This is a genomic window from Amycolatopsis sp. NPDC026612 (assembly GCF_040638285.1).
In the GTDB taxonomy this organism is placed as follows: Bacteria; Actinomycetota; Actinomycetes; order Mycobacteriales; family Pseudonocardiaceae; genus Amycolatopsis.
The window spans coordinates 1-22,422 of sequence record NZ_JBEZYB010000109.1; the positions used below are offsets into that span (position 1 = coordinate 1).

The 22,422-nt window shown below is 73.1% G+C and carries 27 protein-coding genes; 11 read left to right on the forward strand and 16 right to left on the reverse strand.

The window, feature by feature from the left end:
• Positions 1–104: 104 nt before the first annotated feature.
• The gene (locus tag AB0F15_RS41445) at positions 105–1,280 is read right to left on the reverse strand and encodes a cytochrome P450 (RefSeq protein ID WP_360282750.1); all 1,176 of its coding nucleotides are present in this window, start codon (positions 1,278–1,280) and stop codon (positions 105–107) included.
• A gap of 86 nt (positions 1,281–1,366) precedes the next feature.
• Here AB0F15_RS41445 and AB0F15_RS41450 point away from each other — a divergent pair, with 86 nt between their 5' ends.
• The 5 genes from AB0F15_RS41450 to AB0F15_RS41470 are packed head-to-tail and all read left to right on the forward strand — an operon-like array spanning position 1,367 to position 5,215.
• Positions 1,367–2,437 carry a TetR/AcrR family transcriptional regulator gene (locus tag AB0F15_RS41450; RefSeq protein WP_360282752.1) on the forward strand — a complete coding sequence of 357 codons (1,071 nt, stop codon included), beginning with the start codon at positions 1,367–1,369 and terminating at the stop codon, positions 2,435–2,437.
• Positions 2,438–2,462: 25 nt separating this feature from the next.
• Positions 2,463–3,755, forward strand: coding sequence for a sigma-70 family RNA polymerase sigma factor (locus AB0F15_RS41455; protein ID WP_360282754.1), 1,293 nt, complete (start codon positions 2,463–2,465; stop codon positions 3,753–3,755).
• Positions 3,752–4,516 (forward strand): alpha/beta hydrolase, encoded by a 765-nt coding sequence (locus AB0F15_RS41460; protein WP_360282756.1) that lies wholly within the window; start codon positions 3,752–3,754, stop codon positions 4,514–4,516. Before AB0F15_RS41455 ends, AB0F15_RS41460 begins: the two co-directional genes overlap by 4 nt.
• Position 4,517: 1 nt before the next feature.
• Complete coding sequence (locus AB0F15_RS41465) at positions 4,518–4,853, forward strand: YciI family protein (protein ID WP_360282758.1); 336 nt, start codon at positions 4,518–4,520, stop codon at positions 4,851–4,853.
• Positions 4,853–5,215, forward strand: coding sequence for an AraC family transcriptional regulator (locus AB0F15_RS41470; RefSeq protein WP_360282760.1), 363 nt, complete (start codon positions 4,853–4,855; stop codon positions 5,213–5,215). The genes AB0F15_RS41465 and AB0F15_RS41470 overlap by 1 nt, the downstream gene beginning before the upstream one ends.
• Here the strand turns inward: AB0F15_RS41470 and AB0F15_RS41475 are convergent.
• Positions 5,212–5,664, reverse strand: a complete 453-nt coding sequence (locus AB0F15_RS41475) for an anthrone oxygenase family protein (RefSeq protein WP_360282762.1) — start codon at positions 5,662–5,664, stop codon at positions 5,212–5,214. The genes AB0F15_RS41470 and AB0F15_RS41475 overlap by 4 nt on opposite strands.
• A 109-nt stretch (positions 5,665–5,773) precedes the next feature.
• Between AB0F15_RS41475 and AB0F15_RS41480 the strand changes: the two genes are divergently transcribed.
• On the forward strand, positions 5,774–6,706 hold the full coding sequence (locus tag AB0F15_RS41480) for an AraC family transcriptional regulator (protein ID WP_360282764.1): 933 nt from the start codon (positions 5,774–5,776) through the stop codon (positions 6,704–6,706).
• Positions 6,707–6,760: 54 nt separating this feature from the next.
• Here AB0F15_RS41480 and AB0F15_RS41485 read toward each other — a convergent pair whose 3' ends face one another.
• The 3 genes from AB0F15_RS41485 to AB0F15_RS41495 are packed head-to-tail and all read right to left on the reverse strand — an operon-like array spanning position 6,761 to position 8,640.
• Positions 6,761–7,195 carry an SRPBCC family protein gene (locus tag AB0F15_RS41485; RefSeq protein ID WP_360282766.1) on the reverse strand — a complete coding sequence of 145 codons (435 nt, stop codon included), beginning with the start codon at positions 7,193–7,195 and terminating at the stop codon, positions 6,761–6,763.
• On the reverse strand, positions 7,192–7,539 hold the full coding sequence (locus AB0F15_RS41490) for a metalloregulator ArsR/SmtB family transcription factor (RefSeq protein ID WP_360282768.1): 348 nt from the start codon (positions 7,537–7,539) through the stop codon (positions 7,192–7,194). The genes AB0F15_RS41485 and AB0F15_RS41490 overlap by 4 nt, the downstream gene beginning before the upstream one ends.
• Positions 7,540–7,578: 39 nt before the next feature.
• Entirely contained in the window at positions 7,579–8,640 is a 1,062-nt protein-coding gene (locus AB0F15_RS41495; RefSeq protein WP_360282770.1) for a hypothetical protein, read from the reverse strand.
• 178 nt (positions 8,641–8,818) lie between these two features.
• Here AB0F15_RS41495 and AB0F15_RS41500 point away from each other — a divergent pair, with 178 nt between their 5' ends.
• Positions 8,819–11,605, forward strand: a complete 2,787-nt coding sequence (locus AB0F15_RS41500; protein ID WP_360282772.1) for a P-loop NTPase fold protein — start codon at positions 8,819–8,821, stop codon at positions 11,603–11,605.
• Here the strand turns inward: AB0F15_RS41500 and AB0F15_RS41505 are convergent.
• Positions 11,588–12,796 carry an RNA polymerase sigma factor gene (locus AB0F15_RS41505; protein WP_360282774.1) on the reverse strand — a complete coding sequence of 403 codons (1,209 nt, stop codon included), beginning with the start codon at positions 12,794–12,796 and terminating at the stop codon, positions 11,588–11,590. The two genes, AB0F15_RS41500 and AB0F15_RS41505, sit on opposite strands and share 18 nt — an antisense overlap.
• On the reverse strand, positions 12,793–13,137 hold the full coding sequence (locus AB0F15_RS41510; protein ID WP_360282776.1) for a YciI family protein: 345 nt from the start codon (positions 13,135–13,137) through the stop codon (positions 12,793–12,795). The genes AB0F15_RS41505 and AB0F15_RS41510 overlap by 4 nt, the downstream gene beginning before the upstream one ends.
• Before the next feature lie 159 nt (positions 13,138–13,296).
• On the opposite strand from AB0F15_RS41510, the gene AB0F15_RS41515 reads away from it, so the two are divergent.
• Positions 13,297–14,331 (forward strand): site-specific integrase, encoded by a 1,035-nt coding sequence (locus AB0F15_RS41515; protein ID WP_360282778.1) that lies wholly within the window; start codon positions 13,297–13,299, stop codon positions 14,329–14,331.
• 1 nt (position 14,332) lies between these two features.
• On the opposite strand, the gene AB0F15_RS41520 is transcribed toward AB0F15_RS41515, so the two are convergent.
• Entirely contained in the window at positions 14,333–14,503 is a 171-nt protein-coding gene (locus AB0F15_RS41520) for a hypothetical protein (RefSeq protein ID WP_360282780.1), read from the reverse strand.
• Positions 14,504–14,528: 25 nt separating this feature from the next.
• Here AB0F15_RS41520 and AB0F15_RS41525 point away from each other — a divergent pair, with 25 nt between their 5' ends.
• On the forward strand, positions 14,529–15,038 hold the full coding sequence (locus tag AB0F15_RS41525; RefSeq protein WP_360282782.1) for a CGNR zinc finger domain-containing protein: 510 nt from the start codon (positions 14,529–14,531) through the stop codon (positions 15,036–15,038).
• Here AB0F15_RS41525 and AB0F15_RS41530 read toward each other — a convergent pair.
• Both AB0F15_RS41530 and AB0F15_RS41535 read right to left on the reverse strand, forming a co-directional pair.
• Positions 15,035–15,181, reverse strand: a complete 147-nt coding sequence (locus AB0F15_RS41530; RefSeq protein WP_360282784.1) for a hypothetical protein — start codon at positions 15,179–15,181, stop codon at positions 15,035–15,037. The two genes, AB0F15_RS41525 and AB0F15_RS41530, sit on opposite strands and share 4 nt — an antisense overlap.
• A gap of 19 nt (positions 15,182–15,200) precedes the next feature.
• Positions 15,201–15,875: a class I SAM-dependent methyltransferase gene (locus AB0F15_RS41535; protein ID WP_360282786.1), complete on the reverse strand. Its 675-nt coding sequence runs from the start codon at positions 15,873–15,875 to the stop codon at positions 15,201–15,203.
• A gap of 105 nt (positions 15,876–15,980) precedes the next feature.
• On the opposite strand from AB0F15_RS41535, the gene AB0F15_RS41540 reads away from it, so the two are divergent.
• Positions 15,981–16,757, forward strand: a complete 777-nt coding sequence (locus AB0F15_RS41540) for an SGNH/GDSL hydrolase family protein (RefSeq protein ID WP_360282788.1) — start codon at positions 15,981–15,983, stop codon at positions 16,755–16,757.
• Here the strand turns inward: AB0F15_RS41540 and AB0F15_RS41545 are convergent.
• The 6 genes from AB0F15_RS41545 to AB0F15_RS41570 form a co-directional block, all read right to left on the reverse strand.
• Positions 16,737–17,345: a TetR/AcrR family transcriptional regulator gene (locus AB0F15_RS41545; RefSeq protein WP_360282790.1), complete on the reverse strand. Its 609-nt coding sequence runs from the start codon at positions 17,343–17,345 to the stop codon at positions 16,737–16,739. The genes AB0F15_RS41540 and AB0F15_RS41545 overlap by 21 nt on opposite strands.
• Before the next feature lie 50 nt (positions 17,346–17,395).
• Positions 17,396–17,872, reverse strand: a complete 477-nt coding sequence (locus AB0F15_RS41550; protein ID WP_360282792.1) for an SRPBCC domain-containing protein — start codon at positions 17,870–17,872, stop codon at positions 17,396–17,398.
• Positions 17,869–18,186: a metalloregulator ArsR/SmtB family transcription factor gene (locus AB0F15_RS41555; protein ID WP_360282794.1), complete on the reverse strand. Its 318-nt coding sequence runs from the start codon at positions 18,184–18,186 to the stop codon at positions 17,869–17,871. Before AB0F15_RS41555 ends, AB0F15_RS41550 begins: the two co-directional genes overlap by 4 nt.
• The gene (locus tag AB0F15_RS41560) at positions 18,186–18,572 is read right to left on the reverse strand and encodes a VOC family protein (RefSeq protein ID WP_360282796.1); all 387 of its coding nucleotides are present in this window, start codon (positions 18,570–18,572) and stop codon (positions 18,186–18,188) included. The genes AB0F15_RS41555 and AB0F15_RS41560 overlap by 1 nt, the downstream gene beginning before the upstream one ends.
• Before the next feature lie 25 nt (positions 18,573–18,597).
• On the reverse strand, positions 18,598–20,121 hold the full coding sequence (locus AB0F15_RS41565) for an FAD-dependent monooxygenase (RefSeq protein WP_360282798.1): 1,524 nt from the start codon (positions 20,119–20,121) through the stop codon (positions 18,598–18,600).
• A gap of 70 nt (positions 20,122–20,191) precedes the next feature.
• A complete protein-coding gene (locus AB0F15_RS41570) occupies positions 20,192–20,815 on the reverse strand; it encodes a TetR family transcriptional regulator (RefSeq protein ID WP_360282800.1) in 624 nt (207 codons plus the stop codon).
• Positions 20,816–20,994: 179 nt separating this feature from the next.
• On the opposite strand from AB0F15_RS41570, the gene AB0F15_RS41575 reads away from it, so the two are divergent.
• Positions 20,995–22,341, forward strand: coding sequence for an MFS transporter (locus AB0F15_RS41575; RefSeq protein ID WP_360282802.1), 1,347 nt, complete (start codon positions 20,995–20,997; stop codon positions 22,339–22,341).
• Positions 22,342–22,422: the final 81 nt, after the last annotated feature.

Sequence of the window (22,422 nt, forward strand, 5' to 3'; positions counted from 1 at the left end):
GGTGCGCGCGCACCCGCGGTGCCGACGGCACCGTCGAGGACAACGGGTGCCACTCCGCCACGGTTCCCGGCCACGCCGGCTTCACGACGGCCCAGGCACCGGGGTCAGAGCGTCAGCAACAGGTTCGCGGGACGCCAGGTCCCGCCGTCGGGTGCCCGGGGCACGTCGCCGGCCAGCGCCACGTCCGGGAAGCGGGCGAACAACGCCGACAACGCCACCTCGGTCTGCACCCGCGAGATCGACGCGCCCAGGCAGAAGTGCGGCCCGTGCGAGAACCCCAGCTGCGGCGGCCCCGAGCGGGTGATGTCGAAGCGGTCCGGCTCGGCGAAGACCCGCGGATCACGGTCGGCCGCGACGATCGCCGCGGTCACCCGCTCGCCCTCGCGGATCAGCTCCCCGTCGATCTCGACGTCCTCGCGCGCGAACCGCGGCGTGGTCAGCAGCTGCGGGCTGCACCACCGCATCAGCTCCTCGACCGCGCCCGGCCACCGCGCCGGGTCCGCCCGCAGCAGGTCCAGCTGCTCCGGGTGCCGCAGCAGGGCTTCCACGGCGTTGGCGATGAGGTTCACCGGTGTCTGCCCGCCCAGCACCAGGTGCCAGACCAGGGTGACCAGCTCGGTGCCGGTGAGCCGGTCACCGTCCTCGGCCTGCGCCCGCACGAGGTCGCCGATGAGGTCGTCACCCGGCTCGGCGCGGCTGCGCGCCACGGCCTCCTTCGCGCCTTCGATGATCGCCGGGATCGCCGCGGCGAAGTCCGGGCCCATCCCGCCGGCCACGGCGGCGCCGTACTCGCGCCAGCGGAGCCGGTCGTCGGCCGGGATGCCCACCAGGTCGCAGATCACGTCCATCGGCAGCGGCCGGGCGAAGTGCGGCACCAGATCGACGACGCCGTCCTCGGCGTGGGCCGGCAGGTCGTCGAGGAGCCGTTCGGTGATCGTCACCAGCCGGGGCCGCAGCTGCGCGGCCCGCTTCGGCGTGAACGCCGGCGCGACCAGCCGCCGCAGCCGCAGGTGTTCGGGGCCGTCCTGCTCCGCCATCGTCCGCATGTACTCGAGGCAGTGCTCGGGGAGGCCGGGTGGCCGCATGAAACTGGCGGAGTTCACCTCGAACCGGGGATCGCTCAGCATCGCCCGGGCCTCGGTGTAGCGGGTCAGGGCCCAGAACGGGCCGAAACCGGGAATCACCAGCTTGGCCACCGCGCCCTCCTCTCGCGCCCGGTCGTAGGCGGTGAACGGGTCGGTGAGCACTTTCGGGTCGGTCAGGTCGATCTCGGGGGCCATCCACCACTCCAAATGTTCTAAACAGATGTTCTTGTCATCTCAGTGGTCACGGTATCTTGATCCGGGACGTCGCGGCAAGGAGGACGATGGCCAGGCTCAGCAGGGCGGAAACCCAGGAACGCAACCGTGCGAAGGTGCTCGCCGCCGCCCGCGACGAGTTCGCCCGCCGCGGCTTCCGCGAGGCGAAGGTCGACGTCATCGCCGAACGCGCCGAACTCACCCGCGGCGCGGTCTACTCGAACTTCCCCGGCAAACGAGCCCTGTACTTCGCCGTCCTGGCCGACCTCGCCGAACGCGCTCCCCGGCCCGCGGGCCCCCCAGCACACGCGAGCGCCGCCGGCGCACTGGCCGCGTTCGCCGGAGCCTGGATCGCGCGGCTCCCGCTGTCCACCGACACCGAGAGCGAGGACGCCCGCCTCGGCCGCGACCTGCTCCCGGAAATCCTCGCCGACGAACACACCCGGCGGCCGTACGCGCAGCTCATGCGGGTCAACGCGATCCTGCTCGGCCTCGCCCTCGAACGCCTCCGCCCAGGACGGCGCCTGGTGCGCGTCGCCGAAGCCGCCCTCACCACGCTGCACGGCGCGAGCCAGCTCGCCGCCGCGGCCCCCGGCTTCGGCGAGCCGTTCCACCTGGTCACCGCGTGCGCCGCGCTGCTCGACCTGGACCTGGCCGACCACTGGCCCGCCGAACCGCCGATCACCACCCAGGCCCGCCCCGCCGCCGACCCCTGGCAGCCACCGGCCGCGACCGACCTGCTGACCGGCGAAACCGTGCGGCCCGGCGACGGCGTCGTCACCATCCTCGGCCTGCACCGCGCCGCCGCCTTCGAAGAGGCCGTCCGCGTCGGCGCCGACGTCACCGCCGTGCTCGTCACCAGCGACCCCGCCGAACTGCTCCCGCTCGCCCGGCTCGCCGTCGCCGACCTGCGCAGCTGCCTCGACCAGGCGATCGCGCCCCCGGCCCGGCCCCGGCTGCGGATCGTCTGCGACGCCACCGGTGAACTCGCCGCGGCCGCCGGCGTCACCGCCGTCAGCGACGCCACCGAGACGGCCGTCCGCGTCGACGGCGGCCGGATCGTCGCCCGCGCCGAAGGGTTCGGCGCGTGTCACGCGGTGGCTGTCGGTTCCGTGCCCGGCCGTTCGTCGGGTGGGTGACCGGCACCGGGAAGGAGCGGGTGTGGTGGACGTCGAGACCGCGGTCGCCGAAGCGTTCCGGGAGGAGTGGGGCCAGGTCGTGGCCACGCTCATCCGGATCACCGGCGACTGGGACCTCGCCGAGGAATGTGCCCAGGAAGCCTTCGCCCTCGCCCTGCGCACCTGGCCCCGTGACGGTGTTCCGGACCGGCCCGGCGCCTGGCTCACCACCGCCGCCCGCAACCGCGCCACCGACCGGCTCCGCCGCGACGCCGTCGGCGCCGCCAAGCTCCGGGAGGCCGCCCTCGTGCCCGACCACCCCGCACTCGGCCCCGCACCCGGTCCCGGGCCCGACGACAGCGGCGTCACCGACGACCGGCTGCGCCTCATCTTCACCTGCTGCCACCCGGCGCTGGCCACCGAAGCCCAGGTCGCGCTCGCGCTGCGCACCCTCGCCGGCCTGTCCACCGCCGAGATCGCCCGCGCGTTCCTCGTCCCGGAAGCGACCATGTCCCAGCGGCTCGTGCGGGTGAAGCGCAAGATCCGCCACGCCCGCATCCCCTACCGCGTCCCGCCCGCGCACCTGCTGCCCGAACGCACCGCCGCCGTGCTCGGCGTCCTGTACCTGACGTTCAACGAGGGCTACTCCGCCAGCACCGGCCCCGACCTCCTCCGCCCCGACCTCGCCGCCGAAGCACTCCGGCTCGCCCGCGTCCTCGCGCAGCTGATGCCCGACGAACCCGAGGCACTCGGCCTGCTCGCCCTGATGCTGCTCCAGCACGCCCGCCGCGCCACCCGCGTCGACGCCGACGGCGTCCTCGTCCCGCTCGAAGAGCAGGACCGCCGCCGCTGGGACACCACCGCGATCACCGAAGGCACCCGCGTCCTGGAGGCCGCGCTGCGCCGCCACCGTCCCGGGCCGTACCAGATCCAGGCCGCCATCGCCGCCTGCCACGCCATCGCCGCCGACGCGAGCGACACCGACTGGCCCCAGATCGCCGGCCTCTACGGCGAGCTGCGCAAACACGTCCCCAGCGCGATCGTCGAACTCAACCGGGCCATCGCGGTCGGGATGGCCGACGGCCCGGCGGCGGCCCTGGCCCTCCTCGACGCGCTCCCGCTCGAGGGCTACCACCTGCTGCCCGCCACCCGCGCCGACTTCCTCCGCCGCCAAGGCCGCTACGCCGAAGCCGCCCTCTGGTACGAGAAGGCCCGCGACCTCGCCGGCACCGAAGCCGAACGGACCTACCTCACGCGAAGAATTTCGGAGGTGGTGTCGGTCGCGGGCGACGCCGTTCGTCGGGTGGGTGCAGCCCGACCACCGGAGGAACACCCATGACCACCCTCGCCGTCCCCGGCGCCACGATCACCTACGACGTCCACGGCAGCGGCCCGGTGCTGCTGCTGGTCCCCGGCGGGCCCGCCGACGCCGCGGTGTTCACCGCCATGCGGCCACTGCTGGCCGAAGACCACTCCGTCGTCACCTACGACCCGCGCGGCCTGTCCCGCAGCCCCCTCGACGGCGACCCGGGCCCCCACCCCGTCCGCGACCACGCCGAAGACGTGCACCGGCTGCTCGCCGAGGTCGGCCCCGCCGACGTCCTGGCCACCAGCGGCGGCGCGATCACCCTGCTCGAACACCTGCGCCACCACGCCGCCGACGTCCGCACCGCCGTGCTGCAGGAACCGCCGGTCACCCGCTACCTGCCCGCCGGCGCCCTCGACGGACCCGACATCCCGGCCCTCTTCCACGACCAAGGCCTCGCTGCCGCCTACGCCGCGTTCATGAAGACCGTGGGCGTCGACCCCGCCCCACCGCTCGACCCGCACGCGGAAGGCAACTTCGCCTACTTCTTCGGCCACCTCATGCCCGCCATCGGCGCCTACGAACCCGACCTCGACGCGCTCCGGGCGACGCCGGCGCGGCTGGTGGTCGCCGCCGGCGAGGAGTCCGCCGGGCTGCCGGCCCACCAAGCCGCCCTCGGGCTGGCCGCCGACCTCGGCGTCGCCGCCGTCCCGTTCCCGGGCGGCCACGGCGGCTTCGCCACCGAACCGGAAGCCTTCGCCGCGCGCCTGCGCGAAGTCCTGGAAGGATGCTGACATGCAGTACCTGCTGATGATCGCCGGCGACGAAACCGCCGCGGCCCACCAGAACGACGGCTGCGGCGGCTGGAGCGAGGACCTGGAACGCCGCGGCAAGATCCGCGGCGGCGGTGGCCTCCGCCCGCCCACGGAAGCCACCACGATCCGCGTCCGCGACGGCGAAGTGCTGCTCACCGACGGGCCGTTCACCGAAGCCAAGGAACAGATCGGCGGCTTCGTCATCCTCGACTGCGCCGACCTCGACGAAGCCCTCGAACTCGCGGCCAAGCACCCCGCGGCGACCTACGGCAGCATCGAGGTCCGCCCGATGCTGGGACCGGCGGACTTCGCCTGATGCCTGCCGTCGTCGACCGGCCCGCCCAGCGGTACGTCGCCGAACGCGCCACCGTCGGCGTCGCCGGCTTCCCGCGGATCGCCGACCGGCTGCCACCCCTCATCAGCACGCTGGCCGCCTTCCTCGGCGAGGTCCCGGCGGGGAAGTACGTCCTCGACACCTACGTCGGCGCCCCCGGTGGCCTGGCCGCCGCAACCGAGGCCGTCCTCGCCTGGGGCGCCGCCGAGGGCCTCACCTGGGACCGCACCGACGGCCCGGACGGCGAGGAATGGGGCGGGCGCCTGGAAGTGCTGCGCAGCGAACCCCGCGAGGTCCCCGACCCCGCGCAGTGGGTCACCGACCTGCTCTTCCGCCTCGCCTAACCGCGCCGGGTCAGCACGGCGGCGACCAGGCAGCCGAACCCCGCCGTGCTGACCAGCGCGCGCAGGACGTTCCAGCGCACCCACGTCGTCTCGAACCGCGCCCGCAACGCCGCGTAGTCGTCACCCCCGCTCTCCAGCGCGTTGTTCAGCGGGACGTGCACCACCCCGGTGAGCAGCACCACCGCCACCAGCAACCCGAACCCCGCGATCACCCACGGCCGGGGCCCCGGGTTCAGGAACACCGCCACCCCCGCCAGCAGCGGCGCGCCCAGGAACGTCACCAGGAACACCGGGTTGACGATGGCGACGTTGATCCCCCGCATCGCCTCGACGAACGTCCTGTCGTCCCCGCGCGCCAGCCCCGGCAGCACCGAGCAGGCGTAGGCGTAGAACAACCCGGCGATCAACCCCGCCGCGACCAGCGCGGCCACCAGCACCACCGTCGACATCGGTCTCTCCGTCCCCTGCACCGTCATGCTGGTGAGTCAAGCGGCTCCTGATGAGACTCTCCATAGTTCAAAGCCTCGATCGCATGTTCCGGCGTCTACAGTGGCGTCCATGGATCCGCTCGCCGCGCTCCTCGACGGCCCCCGCGCCCACGGCGCGTTCCTGCTGCGGTCGGTGCTGACCCCGCCGTGGTCGCTGCGCATCGAAGACCGGGCGCCGCTGACCGTGGTGGCGGTGGTGCGCGGCGAAGCGTGGATCGTGCCCGAGGGCGGCAAAGGCGTCCAGATGGGCGAAGGTGACGTCGCGATCGCCCGCGGCCCGGATCCGTACCTGGTCGCCGACGACCCCGCCACCCCACCGCAGGCGCTCATCCTGCCCGGCCAGGAGTGCCGCACCCCCGACGGCGGCCACCTCAGCGGGCTCGCCGACGTCGGGGTCCGCACCTGGGGCCACGGCACCGACGGCCCGGTCGTGCTGCTCACGGGCACCTACGGCACGGCAGGCGAGCTGAGCAACCGGCTCCTGGCCGCGCTGCCGCCGGTGCTCGTCCTGCGGGCGGCCGACTGGCCGACCCCGCTCGCCGGGCTGCTCGCCACCGAGATCGGCAAGGACGTCCCCGGCCAGGAAGCCGTCCTCGACCGGCTGCTGGACCTGCTGCTGATCGCCGCACTGCGTGCCTGGTTCGACCGGCCGGACACCCACGCGCCGGCCTGGTACCGGGCGCACGAAGACCCGGTCGCCGGACCGGCGCTGCGGCTGCTGCAGCACCAGCCGGCCGAGCCGTGGACGGTCGCCAAGCTCGCGGCCGACGTCGGCGTTTCCCGGGCCGCGCTGGCCCGGCGGTTCACGGCCACGGTCGGCGAGACCCCGATGGCGTACCTCACCGGGTGGCGGCTCGCGCTGGCCGCGGACCTGCTGCGCCAGCACCCGGACGCCACCATCGGCTCGGTGGCCCACCAGGTCGGGTACGGCAGCGCCTTCGCCTTGAGCACGGCGTTCAAGCGCGAGTTCGGCGTCAGTCCCCACCACTACCGCTCGGGCTGATCGCCGGCCGCACCACCAAAGACGTGAACGAACGGGTCGAAGCGGCGGACACCGTTACGACTGGAGTTCCTTGCCCAGCCTCGACAGCCAGTCACCGGTACCTTGCTCGCGCCACTCCGGCTTCTCGGCGCCGTCGAGGAAGGTGTCCTGCTCGGTGAGCACCAGCCGCGTGCCGTCGCCTTCGGGGAACAGTTCGACGGTCGTGGTGGAGACGGTCGCGAGTGCGCCGTTGCCGGTGAGCGTGCCGGAGAAGACGATTCGCTGCTCCGGCACGATGTCGTGGTAGGTCGCGACGAAGGTCATGGCTCCGCCGCTGGGCGTGCGGCCTTCGATCGTTTCCCGGCCGCCGACCCGGAAATCCAGCTCGTGCGTGCCGGCGGAAACGAACCAGCGTTCCTTCGCCGCCGGGTCCGCCCAGGCGGCGAACACCCGCTCCGGCGGCACCGGGTAGCTGCGTTCGAGACTGAACGTGCTGTGCAGAACGGTCATGACGGGCTCCCTTCCGAGGTCCCCGGCCCGGCGAGGAAGTCGCCGAGCCGGTCGAGCTTGCTCTCCCACGTGGTGCGCTGCAGTCCCAGCCAGTGCTCACCCGCGCGCAGGGTCTCCGGATCGATCCGGCAGGTGCGGACCCGCCCCACCTTCTCCGAGCGCACGATCCCCGCGGTCTCCAGCACCTGCAGGTGCTGGACCACCGCGGCGAGCGACATCGTCAGCGGCTCGGCCAGTTCGCTGACCGAGGCCGGGCCCTGCACGAGCCGCTCGACCAGCGCCCGCCGGGTCCGGTCTCCCAGAGCGCGGAACACCAGGTCCAGTGCCTCCTCATGGTTAAGCATGTACTTAAGTTAACCTCGACCCGGACCATAGTCAAGCAACTACTTGAGCATTTCCCGGACGTCCTCCGAAAGCTCGAGCCCGGGGATTTCCCGCAGCACGCCGAGCGTCCTGGTCAACGCGCGCTCGGCGGTGCCGGCCCTGGCCGTGCACGCACGGAGTTCGGCGCCCAGGTTCGTGGTGGTCTCGTGCATCGACCGGACAGTCTGCTCGTGTGCCGCCTGCACCTCGGCGAGCCGCCGGTCGGACGCGGCGCGCAGCTGCTCGGCCTCCACTTTCGCCCGATCGAGCATCGCCGCTTGCGCGGCCTGGTGAGCGGCGATCGTCTTGGCCAGGTCCGCGCGGGCCGCGTCCAGCCGTTCGGTGGCCGCGTCGGCACGGGTCTCGGCCGCCTCGGCCCGGGACACCGCGGCCCGGCCGCGCCCGCGTTCCTCGTCGAGCGCGGTGCGCGCGGCCGCCAGTTCCGCGGTCAAGGTGGCCATCACCGCGGCGCGCTCACCGGCGAGCGCGGCCGTGGCTTCGGCCCGCTCGCCGACCCGCGCCAGCTCGTCGCGGACCGCCGCCAGCTGCCCCTCGGCGCGCTGCTGTTCCTGCAGCGCCGCCCGGCTCGCCGCGCGGGCGGCCTCCCGCTCGCGCAGGGCCGCGGCTTTCTCCTTCTCCGCGGCCGCGGCGGACTCGGTCGCTTCGTCGGCGATCTCCCGGGCCCGGACGGCTTCGGCTTCGGCCAAACCGCGCGCGCGGCGGCTCTCGTCGGCTTCGGCGAGAGCGGCGTCCCGTCCGGAAAGCGCGGCGGCGGTCGTCGCCTCGAGCTGGTGACGCAACGTCGTCAGGGTCTCGACGAGCCCGCGAGCCGGCTCGAGCACCCGGTCGACCTCGCCGGCCAGCGCGGTGACAGCGGTGTCGTCCAGCTCGGTGTCACTCTCCCGCAGCGATTCGGCGTCCGAGAGCACGGCCTCGGCGTCGCGGCAGCTGAGGTTCCGGCGCCCCCAGGTCTTCCCGTCCTGGCAGAAGCGCGCCCGGCTCCCGCGTCCCACCGCAGGCGGCAGCGGCGCCCCGCATCTCCGGTACTCGCACACGCGCACTTGACCAGCGTCTTCCGTCATGATCAGTACCCTATCAAAGCTTCTGATCAGAACTAGAAGGAGCTGTTCACAATTAGAACATTGATCTCGATGGCTTTGGGTTTGGATAAGGTCACATATCCAAACCCAGATGACGCCGGACGACCGGCAGCCGGATCTGGTAGTAACGGAGACCCCGGTCTCGACGAGTCAGGAACCGATGAGCGCACAGGAGTTCGGTGACGACGACGTCGTTCCGCTTCAGACCGTCGACGGCGTCTCCTACGCCGTCGCGCTGACCGAGCGCCCGTGGGAGCTTCCCGTCCACGCACTGGCCATCTCCGTGGGCGCCGGCTACGGCGGCCTCGGAGACGCGATGCGGGCCGAGTTCCCCCGCGCAGGCTGGGGCGAGGTCCCGCTCACCTCGATCACCCCCGGCTCGCCCGCCGTCCTGGCCCTGAGCGCGCGCACCGGCAACCGGCGGCTGCACTTGGCGATCCTCGCCACTCCCCACGACCAGGGGATGCGCAACGAACCGACACCGGCCGCGATCACGATGGCGACCGTCGCCGCCATCACCGCCGCGGCCGGCGCCGGGGCGACCGCCATCGCCCTGCCGCTGTTCGCCACCGGGCGGCTCGGTATGGAGCCGTCGACCGCCGCCCGCGCGCTCATCACCGGCGCGCTGGGCACGGGGTCCTCCGTCCGCGAAGTCGTCTTCTTCTCCGACTACGGCGCCCACGTCGACGCGATCCGGAGGCAGTGGGCCGCGATGGTCGCCGGAGCACCGGCGTTCCCGGCCGCGGGGACCACTCCCCCCGAACCGTCGCCGGTCCCCCGGGTACCGGTGTTCTCCGAAGACGAACTCGCCGGCGGGGTCACCAGGGACCTGGTCGACCCGAACGAGAGCATCCCGCTGGCCGACGACCACCTCGGGGTCACCCCGTACGTCTCCATGCTGGCCACGGTCATCGCCGCGAAGGACACGCCGCTGCCGTTGTCGATCGGCGTCTTCGGCGAGTGGGGCTCGGGCAAGAGCTTCTTCATGGGCATGCTGCGCGGCCAGGTCAAAGCCCTGGAGGGGACGCCGGGCCACTGCGCGAAGATCGCCCAGGTCGGGTTCAACGCCTGGCACTACGCCGACGCCAACCTCTGGGCCAGCCTCGGCGACGAGATCTTCCGCCAGCTCGCCGAACCCGCCCGCCGCCCCGGCGAGCCGGACGCCGAGCACCAGGCCCGCCTCCGGGAAGGCGAGCGGCTGCGCGAACAGCTCGCGGCCGAACTGGAGCAGCGCAAGCAGCTGACCGCGGTGACCCAACGCGCCCAAGCCGAGGCCGCGGCCCTGAAGAGCCGGATCGGCGAAGCCGAGCGGGATCGCAAAGTGCGGGCCGGCGACCTGCTGCGCGCCCTGCGCAAGTCGCGCGCGTTCCACGAACAGTACGACGGACTGTGGCGCGAACTCGGCGTCGGCGACCTGGCCGACCAGGGCAAGCTGCTGGCCGACGAGATGCGCGGGGTACACGCCGAAACCGAAGCGCTGGGCCGGATCGCGCGCTACCGCCACGGAAAGACCGCGCTGGTCACCGCGGCCGTCGTGCTGCTCGCCGGCGTGGCCCTCACCGCTTTCGTCCCGGACGTGAAGGCGTGGCTGACCGGCGTCGGCGTGGTGTTCGCCGGCGTGGCCGGTGTCGGGCTCAAGCTGGTGACCGCGGCCCGCACCGGGCTGCGCCGGCTGCGGGTGCTGGCCGACGACCTGCGCGGCGGCCTGGACACCGGTGCTCAGGAGGAGCTGCTCGCGCTGCGCAAGGCCGACGCCGACCAGCAGATCGCCGAACGGCAGCTGGCCGAGGTCGTCACCCGGATCGGGGAGCTGGGCCGTCAGCTCACCGAGCTGACCCCGGGACGGCGGCTGTACGCCTTCCTCGCCGAGCGGTCCCGCGGTGAGGACTACCGGGGCAACCTCGGCTTGATCTCCACGATCCGCAAGGACTTCGAAAAGCTCGTCGCCCTGATGACGGCCCCGGTGGCCGACGGCGAGGACGGCGCCCGCCCGCTGGACCGGATCGTGCTCTACATCGACGACCTCGACCGGTGCAGCCCGCAGCAGGTCGTCGACGTGCTGCAGGCGGTCCACCTGCTGCTCGCGTTCGACCTGTTCGTGGTGGTCGTCGGCGTGGACCCGCGGTGGCTGCTGCGGTCGCTCAGCACGCACTACGACCGGTTGATCGAAGGGGACGCCGTCGTGCGGGCCGACGGCTGGCACGTGACCCCCGAGGACTACCTGGAGAAGATCCTCAACATCCCGCTGGTCCTGCCACGGATGCCGGCGGGCAGCCTGCAGCGGCTGCTGTGGTCGATGACCGACACGCCGTCCGCCCCCGCCGAAGGCAGGCGGCCGCCCGCCTTCCCACCCGACGAGGCCACGACGCCGGTCGTGTCGTCGTCGGGCGGTCCGGTGCCCGCCATCCCGGTCGAGCCGGGTTCGCAGGTGGCGGCACAGCTGGATCCCCAGCGCCCGGCCGAGGTCCCGCGGCCGCTGACCGATCCGGAGATCGCGCTGCTGTCCCGGCTGGACAGCCTGGTCGACACCCCTCGGGACGCGAAGCGCCTCATCAACCTCTACCGCATGCTCCGGGCGACCAGGGACCTCTCGGACGCCTCGACGTTCCTCGGCGGCGAATACGAAGCCGTGGTCGTGCTGCTCGGGACGTGCACCGCGCACGGGCGCCTGCTCGGCCGGTTCGTCGACGCGCTGCTGGACACCGCGCCGGAGACTCCGTGGCGCGACTTCGTCGGGCGGCTGCGGCCGGTGGAGCGCGACACCCATGTCTGGGAAAGTGCGGCCGTGGGCCCGATCTCCGCGGACGAGGCCGCGCAGTGGGAGCACCTCCACCGCAGCCTGGCCGAGCTCGCGCCGTCGATCACGCTGTCCGACGTCCGTGTCTTCCAGACGTGGGTGCCGCGGGTGCGCCGGTTTTCCTACGTGCTCTCACCCGCCACCCGCTGAAGCCCGCTTCCGTTCCAGCAGGGCCCGCTCGGCGGCGTTGCGGGTCAGCTCGATCGCCGTCGTGTACGCCGCCGTCGCTTCCTCGCCGCGACCCAGCCGGTCCAGCAGGTCCGCGCGGATCGCGTGGTACAGCGGGAAGTGCGGCAGCTCCAGCTCGTCGACCAGGGCCAGCGCAACGCCGGGACCGTCGACCTCGGCGACGGCGACCGCCCGGTTCAGCGCCACCACCGGCGTCGGCGTCACGGCCAGCAGCTGGTCGTAGAGCGCCCTGACCTGCGCCCAGTCCGTGGGCGCGTCAGTGTGGACGGCCTGGATCGCCGCCTGGAGCTGGTACGGGCCCGGCTGGTTGCGGCGCAGGCAGCGGCGGACGATCTCGTGGCCTTCGGCGATCAGGTCCGCGTCCCACCTGGCCCGGTCCTGATCGGCCAGCAGGACGAGGGCGCCGTCGGCGGTGGTGCGGGCGGCGCGCCGCGCGTGGATGAGCAGCATCAGCGCCAGCAGACCCCAGACCTCTGGCTCGTCGGGCATCAGCCCGGCCAGGACGCGGGTCAGCCGGATCGCCTCACGGCACAGTTCGTCGCGGACCAGATCCGCCCCCGCGCCGGCCGCGTACCCCTCGTTGAAGATCAGGTACAGCACGGCGAGCACCGCGGCCAGCCGGGCGGGCAGGTCGGCGTCCCGCGGGACGCGGTACGGGATGCCCGCGTCGCGGATCTTGCTCTTCGCGCGGACGAGCCGCTGGGCCATGGTCGGCTCGGCGACCAGGAACGCGGCCGCGATCTCCGCGGTGGTCAGGCCGCCGAGCAGCCGCAGCGTCAGCGCGACCTGGACGGGCCGGGCCAGCGCGGGGTGACAGCAGGTGAAGATCAGCCGGAGCCGTTCGTCGGGCACGGCGCTCTCCTCCCCGGGGTCGGCTTCGGTGTCGAGCGAAGCGGCGTGCAGCAGGGCGGCCTGGGCGTGCTTGTCCTCTCGGGCGGCCTCGCGGCGCAGCCGGTCGATGGCGCGGTTGCGGGCGGTGGTGATGATCCAGCCCGCCGGGCTCGGCGGGAGCCCGGCGGACGGCCACCGCCGGACCGCCTCGGCGAACGCGTCCTGCACGGCTTCCTCGGCGACGTCGATGTCCCCGAAGACCCGCACGAGGACCGACACCGCGCGGCCGTATTCCGCGGCGAAAACCTCCTCGACCGTCATCCGCGGAACGGCCGCACCTCGACGGGCAGCGGAGCGACGGCGTCGGCGAGCCGGCCGCCCCACGCGAGGGCGGCGTCGAGGTCGGGCGCGGTTATGACGGTGAACCCGCCGAGGTGCTCCTTGCCTTCGGTGTAGGGGCCGTCGGTGACGAGGGTGCCGCCGTCGCCGGCCCGCAGCACGGTGGCGGTCGACGGCGGGTGCAGCCCGCCGGCGAACACCCAGGCCCCGGCCGCCTTGAGATCGGCGTTCAGTGCGTCGAGGTTCTTCCCGATGCCGTCGAGCACCTCCGGCGGCGGGGTGGGGCCGTCGGGCTGGTAGATGCTGAGCAGGTACTGCTTCACGTCGTCCTCCTCGGGCTGGTGCCTTCACCGCTGATACGAACACCTCCCGGGCGGATCGACAGCCTCGCGGCACGAATTCCCGGTGGACGCCCCGACGCGGTGGCCGACGGCATGGCCCGGTTCCTGCCCGGCGAGATCGACATCCCGTAACCTCGGCGCGTGCCCGACCTGGAACCGGTGATCGACGCCGCGCTGAGCGCGCAGGACCGGCTCGCGCTGCTGGACGAAGCCGCCGCCCGGCACGTCGACGCGCAGCGGCCGCCGAACACGCTCAAGGCCTACGCCCAGGACTGGCAGGTCTGGCAGGACTACACCGCCGAAGCCGGGATCCCGCCGCTGTCGGCGTCGATCGGGGCGCTGACCGGGTTCGTCGTGTGGCTGGAACGGGGACGCACCCTGCGGCCGAGCGAACGGGCCGTGCCCGAAGTGCCCGAGCGGGCCGCCCCGGCGGCGCCGTCGACGATCGAGCGACGGCTCACCGGGGCGCTCGCCGGGCTGCGCCACCACAAGGTCTTCGTCGATCCGGAAGCGAGCCGTGCCGCGTGGCGGGCGCTCAAGGGGTACCGGCAGCGGCTGGCCAGGGAGGGGATCCAGCGTGGCCGCGGCAAGGCCACCATGGTCACCCTCACCGACCTGCGGGCGATGTCGCGAGCGTGCCCGGACACGCTCGCCGGCGCCCGGGACCGGGCGATGCTGCTGATCGGCTTCCCGATCGCCGCGCGCTGTTCCGACCTGGCGAACCTGCTGGTCACTGACGTGCAGCCGGTGGACGACCGGGGGCTGGCGGTGACCGTCCGGCACGGCAAGAGCACCGGCGACATGGTTGTCCCGCGGCGCGCGAGCCCCGACACCGACCCGGTGCGGGCGTGGCACGCGTGGCGGTCCGGCGCCGGGATCACCGAGGGGCCGGCGTTCCGCCGCGTCGACCGGCACGGCAACGTCGGACGGCCCGCGCTGACCACGACCGGCGTCAACCAGATCCTCACCCGGGCCGGCGTCCGCGCGGGGCTGCCGTACCCGGTGACCGGGCACTCCCTGCGGTCCGGGTTCGCCACCGAGGCGCGCCGGGCCGGTGCCGACGACCTCGCGATCGCCGACCAGGGCCGCTGGGTGCGCGGCAGCCGGGCGCTGTACGAGTACATCCGCCGCGTCGACCAGTGGAACGACAACGCGGCGGGTGCGCTCGACCTCTGAGTCACGGGCTCGGCCGCGCGCGGGTGGCGCCGACGACTTCGCCGTCGAGGCGGGCGAGCCAGCTGCCGCAGACGCAGCGCACGTAGTCGAGCCGGTGGGTGGCGGGCCGGGCCGCGGCCGCCGGGAGTTCGGCGAGCGGCCAGCCACAGCGGGGGCAACGGTTACGATCCATGCCCTGATCGTGCTGTAATGGCTCAGTGCACTTCAACCCTTACGGCGGCCCAGCCGCGCTGGTGGCCGCCGACCTGGTCAACGCCGGCTCCGCGAGCGAACTCCTCGACGGGATGGTCCGCAACGGCATGGCCGTCGAGGCACTGACCGGTGGCGAAGCGGCGTTGATCGGCGCGTGGGGCCGCCGGCTGCGGCCGGTGTTCGCCGCGGACCCCGCCGCGCGCCCGGACCTGGTCAACGAGCTGCTGGCCGAAGCGGCGTGCCGTCCGTACATCACCACCCACGACGGCAAACCGCCCCATCTGCACTACTCGGCGGAGGACGCCGGTCCGGTCGGCCGCGTCCGCGCGTACACCGCGGGCGGGCTCGCCCACCTCGTGTGCGAGGCCCCGGATCGTCTGGGTCTCTGCAGCCGCGAAGGCTGCGAAACGGCGTACGTCGACACCTCGCGCAACGGGCGTCGCCGCTTCTGCTCGACGCGGTGTGCCACGCGGGTGCATGTCGCCGAGCACCGGGCCCGGCAGGTCAGCGCTTAGGTCAGTGAGTGAACGGCCGCCGCGGAGCCGTCCTCGGACAGGCCCAGGATCGGCGTTCGGTCCGGGAGCGCCACCGCGCTGAGGAGGTCGCCCCACAGCTCGAGCTGGTACGGCAGCTCGAAACCGTCGCGGAGGTCCCGCACCAGCGAGCCGGCCGGCAGGTCAGGGCTCAGTTCCTTCGGCGTAAGGCTTTCTCGCCCGCCAGGCGAGGACCGTCGGCGTGGGCGCGCCACCTTCGGCGAACCGCTCGAACGCCAAGCCCGCATCGAGGACCGCGCCCAGCAGCTCCGGCAGCGGCCGGTGGGTGGCACCGACCTTGTCCCGCAGGCCCTGGTCGCTCCACGACTCCATCGTCCAGCCGGGCTCCCGGTAGCCGGGCCGGATGACGACGGCGCGGGCGTCGGTGCGGTCGGCGAAGCCGCCGCAGAAGCACGGGTGCACGCCGATGTGCACGAACACGCCGCCGGGTGCCAGGACACGGGCCGCTTCGCGCAGCACGTTCGGGTAGGCGGGCATGTCGGTGTGGACCATGATCGCGACCACGGCGGGCAGTGCGCCGGTGGCGATCGGCAGCGCCGTGGCGTCGCCGGACACGACCGGCAGCCGCCCCGCCGCGTGGCGCAGCATCCCGGCCGACACGTCGATGCCGAGCGGCGTGCGGCCGAGCTGCCGGATCCGGCCGGCGTGGGCGCCGGTGCCGCAGCCCAGCTCGAGGCACGGTCCGGTGCCCGGCCCGAGCAGTTCCCGCAGCGTCGGCCCGAATTCCAGCGGGTCCTCCCGCCAGCTGGGGACGAGCGTCGTTTCGTACCAGTCGGCGATCGCGTCGTAGTCGGTCACCCCCTTCCGTGTACCGGGCGGGCGCCCGGCGAGCCACGGATTCCGCGTGGGGCGAACCGGGGAAGGCCCGGCGGGGCGCGTTCCGGCTCTGCCTAGACTGAGCGCATGAGCAAGCGCTTAGTGACCCTGGGGGACTCGTTCACCGAAGGTGTCGGAGACGACGACCCGTCCGCCCCGAACGGCGTGCGCGGCTGGGCCGACCGCACCGCCGAGCAGCTCGCCGCCCGCGAGCCGGACTTCCGGTACGCCAACCTGGCCATCCGCGGCAAGCTGCTGGGCCAGGTGCTGGCCGAACAGCTCGAGCCGGCGCTGGCCATGGCCCCCGACCTCGTCACCCTCTACGCCGGCGGCAACGACCTGATGCGGCCCAAGGTCGACATCGACGGGCTGATGGAGAGCTACGAGACGGCGGTCGGGCGGATCCGCGCGACGGGGGCCCGGCTGGTGCTGTTCACCGGGGTCGACGGCGTCGAGGACGCCCTGTTCCGCAGGATCCGCGGCCGGGTCGCGATCTACAACGAGCACGTGCGCGGCATCGCCGCCCGGCACGGCGCGCTGCTGGTGGACCTGTGGGCGATGCGGCAGCTGCGCGACCGGCGGCTGTGGGCACCCGACCGCCTGCACCTCAACGCGTTCGGCCACACCGAGGTCGCCATCGCGGTGCTGGACGTCCTCGGCCTCGAACACCCGCTGGCCGCCACCGAGCTGGGCGCGCGAGACGTGCTGAGCCCGGCGCAGCGCCGCAGCCAGAACCTGCGGTGGGCGCAGGAACACGCGCTGCCGTGGGTGCGGCGCCGGCTGCGGGGCGAGTCCTCCGGTGACACGCTCACCGCGAAGCGCCCGGCACTGGCCCCGGTGGACTCAGCGACGCTCCCCCGCTGACGGGCGAAGGCCGTCGAAGAGGATTTCCACGGCTCGTTCGCGCAGGACCTCGTCCGGGCCGGCGTACTCCGCGGCCCGCGCCACGCCGATGATCACCGGGATCAGCTCGCCGACGGCGAGGTCAGCCCGGACCGCGCCCGCCGCCTGCGCCCGGGACAGCAGCACGCCGAGCGCCGATATCAGCCGCGCGCCGATATCGGACTTCGCCACCGGCACCGTGACCCCGGCCGCGGTGAGCGCCTCGAAGTAGGCGTTCTTCGCGCTCGACATCTCGATCCAGCTGGTGAGGAACGTGAAGAACGCGCCGCCCGGGTCGGCGGACTCCGCGGCCACGGCGGCCTCGGCCTCGTCGACGAACCGGCGCAGCCGCGCGAACAGCACCGCTTCGAGCAGCGCCTCCTTCGTCGGGAAGTGCCGGAACACCGTGCCGATCCCCACGCCGGCGACGCGGGCGACCTCCTCGGTGGGTGCCCCGGTGCCCTTGGCGGCGAACACGTTCTCGGCCGCCTCCAGCACGCGCGCCCGGTTGCGCCGGGCGTCGGCGCGCAGCGGTTTCGTCTCGGCCGGATCAGCGGCGGCGGGGGTCACCACGCGATCGTACTGCGCCGGTGGTGACCCATCCGGCTTCGTAGCAACGGTTACGTCTCGCGTGAGCGCCGGCCTCCATCGGTCCGGGCCGGATCGGGGAGCGTGTCCAGCAAGCGGGCCAGCGCCCGTGGCACGTGGGAGCGCCAGCCGCCGCCCATGATCCGCCGGGAGACGCGCTGGAACTCGTCGTCCGGGTCGAACCCTTCGTGGCTGAGGAACAGCCGGGTGCCGGTGCCCTCCGGCTCCAGCCGCCATGTCACCGTCCACTGCGGACCCCAGCGGATGCTGAGCTTGCGTTCGGGCTCGACCTCCAGGACCTCGCACGCCACCGGGCCGCCGGCGAACCCGGCGGCGGGCACCGGCTCGGCCAGCAGCTCGAACCGGTGTCCCACCACGGGTTTGATGTCGTTCGGCATGCTGATCCAGCGCTCGAGCAGGTCCGGCTCGGTCAGCGCCCGCCACACCTTGCGGGCCGGGTGGGCGAGGAACTGGTCGACGTGGACGGCGGTCGGGTCGTCCTCGGTCACAGGTCCTCCTCGTCGAGCAGGTCACGCAGGTTGGCGAGCTTGGTGCGCCAGAAGCGCTCGTACGGGGTGAGCCAGTCCGCGACTTCCCCGAGCGGGGCCGCGTCGAGGCGGTAGACGCGGTTGCGGCCTTGACGCTGCTCGGTGACCAGGCCGGCCTCGCGAAGTACCCGGAGGTGTTCCGAGAGGCTGGGCCGGGCCATGGCGAACCGCTCGGCGATCGCGCCGGCGGCCATCGGGCCGTCGAGCAGCAGCCGCAGCACTTCGCGCCGCGCCGGGCTGGCGAGCGCGGCGAAGACGTCGTCGTTGACCGGCATCAGCGTGGCACGGCCCCGAAGTCCGACGGCTCGAGCAGGCCGAGGGTGTGCCCGTCGAGGTCCTTGAACGACGTCGCCCGGCCCCACGGGCGCGCCTCCGGGTCGGCGACCTCCACCCCGGCCGTCCGCAGCGCGGCGACGTCGGTGTCGAGGTCGGTGGTCTGCAGCTGGAAGTGCTGCGGCCCGCCTGCGGCACCGGTGACCGGCTGGTCGGTCAGCACCACGCCCGTCTGGGCCCCCTTCGGCGCCACCATCACGAACCGGCCTCCCTCGAGCGTGCGGCGATCGACGAGCGCCTCGAACCCGAGTTTGCCGACGTAGAACTCCCGTGCGCGGGCGTGGTCGGCGACGGGCAGGGTCAGGAACTGCACGTGGGTGATCGTCATGCCGAGACCATACGTAGGAGATCTCCTACGCGTCAAGAGGGTGGCCGAACCACCGTTCGAGGGCCGCGCGCAGCGTCTTGCGTTCCGTGTCGTCCGGCTCGGCCGAGCCGGACGCCCAGGCCACGTACCCGTCGGGACGGATGAGCAGCGCGGTCGCGTCGCCCGGCGCGTGGCCGGGGACGAGGTCGACCCGGTCGGTCCAGCCGCGCAGCTCGTCGCCGAGCGAGCCGGTGAAGTCCAGCAGCAGCGGCCGGGCCGTCGTGGTGAGCTCGGCGAGCCGGGTGCCGTCGGCCAGCACGAGGTCGGGGGCCCAGCGGCCGTCGAGCGGGTGGTCGGTGCCCGGCGCGTACCGGATGTCCGCGCCGGCCATGAGCTCCGCGATGTGCTGCACGGTGCCCGGGAGCCGGAGCAGTTCGCCGAACAGCTCGCGCAGCGCCGTCACCTCGCGGCTCGGGGCGATCAGCGCGGACTGGGCCTGGGTGTGCATGACCACGCGCTCGGCCACCGGACGGCGTTCGCTCTCGTAGGTGTCGAGCAGGCCCGCAGGCGCCCAGCCGTGCAGCTCGGCGGCGAGCTTCCAGCCGAGCCCGGCGGCGTCCTGCAGGCCGAGGTTGAGCCCGGGCCCGCCGATCGCGGAGTGGACGTGCGCGGCGTCGCCGACCAGCAGCACCCGTCCTTCACGGAACCGTTCGGCCAGCCGGGTGTTGCGGCCGCGCAGCCGCCGCAGCAGATGGGGTCCTTCGCCTTCGGGCGGGCCGATCGGCAAGGCGAAACCGAGGACGCGCTCGATGCTCGCGCGCTGCTCGTCGAGGGTCATCGGGGGCTCGTCGCCGGTCTCCTCCTCGTCGGTCCACTCCATCGTCGTGACGAGCGTGCCGGTCGGGAACGGTGCGTAGACGAACAGGCCGGTTTCGGTGCGGTAGTGGAAGAACGGCGGGATGACACCGTGGCCCGGCACGCGCAGGCCGCCGGAGCCGGCGTCGACGAACTCCGTGGGCACGGTGGCGTGCGCGGTGGTGGACATGGTGCGGTCTTCGGTGACGCCGGGGAAGCCGATGCCGGCGAGTTTGCGCGTGACGCTGCGGCCGCCGTCCGCGCCGGCGAGGTAGCGGGTCGTGAGCCGGTAGCCGCCTTCGGGCCCGGTGACGTCGACGGTGACTGCGTCGGCGTCCTGGACCAGGCCGGTGAGGGCGTGTCCGCGCCGGACCTCGACGCCGAGTTCGGCGGCGCGCTCGTTGAGCATCGCTTCGACGCGGCGCTGCGGCACGCCGAGGATGTTCAGCGGGTTGGGTTCGGCGAGGGTGAGGTCGAGGCGCATCGCGCCGAAGACGAACGCCGGCGTGGGCGGCCCGATCGGGCCGGCGAGCCGCTCGTGCAGCCCGCGGCGGTCGAGGAGGCGGACGACCTGGCCGACGAGGCCGTTGGCGCGGTTGTCGGTGGTGGGTTCGGGCAGCCGTTCCAGGACCAGTGGCCGGATCCCGGCGAGAGCGAGTTCGCAGGCGAGCATGAGGCCGTTGGGACCGGCTCCGGCGATGACGACGTCTTCCATGGCGGACTCCTCGTTTTTCGGGCATGGCGAAGCAACCCGGCGTGCAGGCGCTCTTCGGGCGAGTGGGGCGTTAGCGCGGTTCGGGCAGGCCGGCGGCGAGCCGGCCGAAGACGTCGCGCAGGACGTCTTCGAGAGGTGGTCGCGGCTCGGCGATGAGCCACTGCTGGGTGACGACGTTGAGCGCGGCGCCGACGACGCCCGCGACGAGCCGCGGGTAGACGTCCTGGGCGACGTCGGTGCCGGTGCGTTCGGCGATCGCGGCGGCGAACTCGGCCTCGGCCGCCGCACCGGCCTTCTGGAACTCCCCCTGCAGCGCGGGTTCGGCGACCATCAGCCGCAGTCCTTCCAGCCACGACTGGTCGGCGGCCTGTCCGTTGGGGGCCGGCCGGCCGAGCGCGAACCCCTCGAGCGCGGCGTGGGTGATGGCGGCCCAGATCGGTTCGCCGTCGGGGCGTTCGCGCAGCGCCGCGGCGATCGCGCGGGCCCGGTCGTGGTGGCGGGCCACGATGGCCTCGCCCTTGCTGCCGAAGTAGTTGCTGAAGGTGCGGGTGGACACCCCGGCTTCGGCGGCGATGTCTTCGATCCGGACTCGGTCGAAGCCGTGTTCGACGGTCAGCCGGATCGCCGCCCAGCTCAGCGCGATGCGCGTTTCCTGCTTCTTGCGCTCCCGCAGGCCGGCGCGGTCGGTGTCCATGACACCAAGGTAGCAAAGCTTGCCGAATCTGCAAACTTTCTCAGTCGGCAAGTTTCGTGGAGGGTGCGCCGGCGAGGAAGGCTCCTTTGACCCTGCGTCCCCGACTGGACAAGAAATCGCCGAAAGCGTCAACGCGCGTCACACTGTTGTGTGACATCGGTCACCGGAGGTGTTGCGAGATGGTTCTGGGAGACGACAGCGTCACTGAGACGAGGACGCCGGACAGCAGATCAGGCCGGGTGCAGGTCCGGCGGGCGGCGCTGGCGAGCGCCATCGGCACGACCATCGAGTGGTACGACTTCTTCCTCTACAACACCGCGGCGGCCTTGGTCTTCCCGCACCTGTTCTTCCCCGCGTCGAGCGCGTACGCGGGCGCCATGCAGTCGTTCGCGACCTACGCGGTCGGGTTCGCCGCGCGCCCGGTCGGGGCCGCCATCTTCGGGCACTGGGGTGACCGGATCGGGCGGAAGGCGACGCTGATCGTCACGCTGCTGCTGATGGGCATCTCCTCCGGCGTGGTGGGGATGCTGCCCGGGACGTCGGCGATCGGGGTCGCCGCCCCGCTGATCCTGGTGCTGCTGCGGCTGGTGCAGGGCATCGCCATCGGGGGCGAGTGGAGCGGCTCGGTCCTGCTCGCGATGGAGTGGGGTGACCAGCGCAAACGCGGGCTGCTCGGCAGTTTCGCGCAGATCGGCGTCCCGGTCGGGCTGGTGCTCGGCACCGGCGGCATGACGCTGCTGTCGGCGACGCTCTCCCCGGCGGCCTTCGACTCCTGGGGCTGGCGGCTGCCGTTCCTGGCCAGTCTCGTGCTCGTCGCGGTCGGCCTGGTGATCCGGTTGAAGATCCTCGAGACGCCGATGTTCGCGAGACTCGTCGAAAACCGGCAGACCGCCCGCACACCGGTGCTCGACGCGATCCGGCACCACTGGCGGGAGATCCTGCTCTCGGCCGGCATCCGGTTCAGCGAGCAGATGCCGTTCTACCTGTTCACCAGCTACGTGCTGGTCTTCGTCGTCGCCCGGCACGAGTTCAGCAAGACGTTCGTGCTCAACGCGGTCCTCGTCGGGGCGGCGTGCGAGCTGGCGATGATCCCGCTGTTCTCGACGCTGTCGGACCGCTTCGGCCGCAAACGGGTCTACCTGTGCGGGGCGGTGCTCACCGGGGTGATCGCCTTCCCGTACTTCACGATCCTCGCGCACGGCAACCACGCGCTGGTGTTCGTGGCGGTCGTGGTGTCGTTCGTCCCGCACGCGCTTCAGTACGGTCCCCAGGCCGCGCTCATCGGGGAGAGCTTCCCGACACACCTGCGCTACGGCGGTGCGGGGCTCGGCTACCAGCTGGCGTCGGTGTTCGCCGGTGGCCCGGCGCCGCTGCTGGCGACGTGGCTGCTGCACCAGACCGGGACGCCGTACTCGATCTCGGGCTACATCGTCCTGTCCGCGGTGGTCACGATCCTGTGCGTGATCGGGCTGAAGGACCGTTCGAAGGCGGACATCGACGACGTCGCCGTCTACCAGCGAACCTGAACCGACCACTCACGTGACGAGGGCCGCCCACCGGCGGGGGGGGGGCCGGGGGACCTGTGGTGGGCGGCGCGGGGCGCGGCA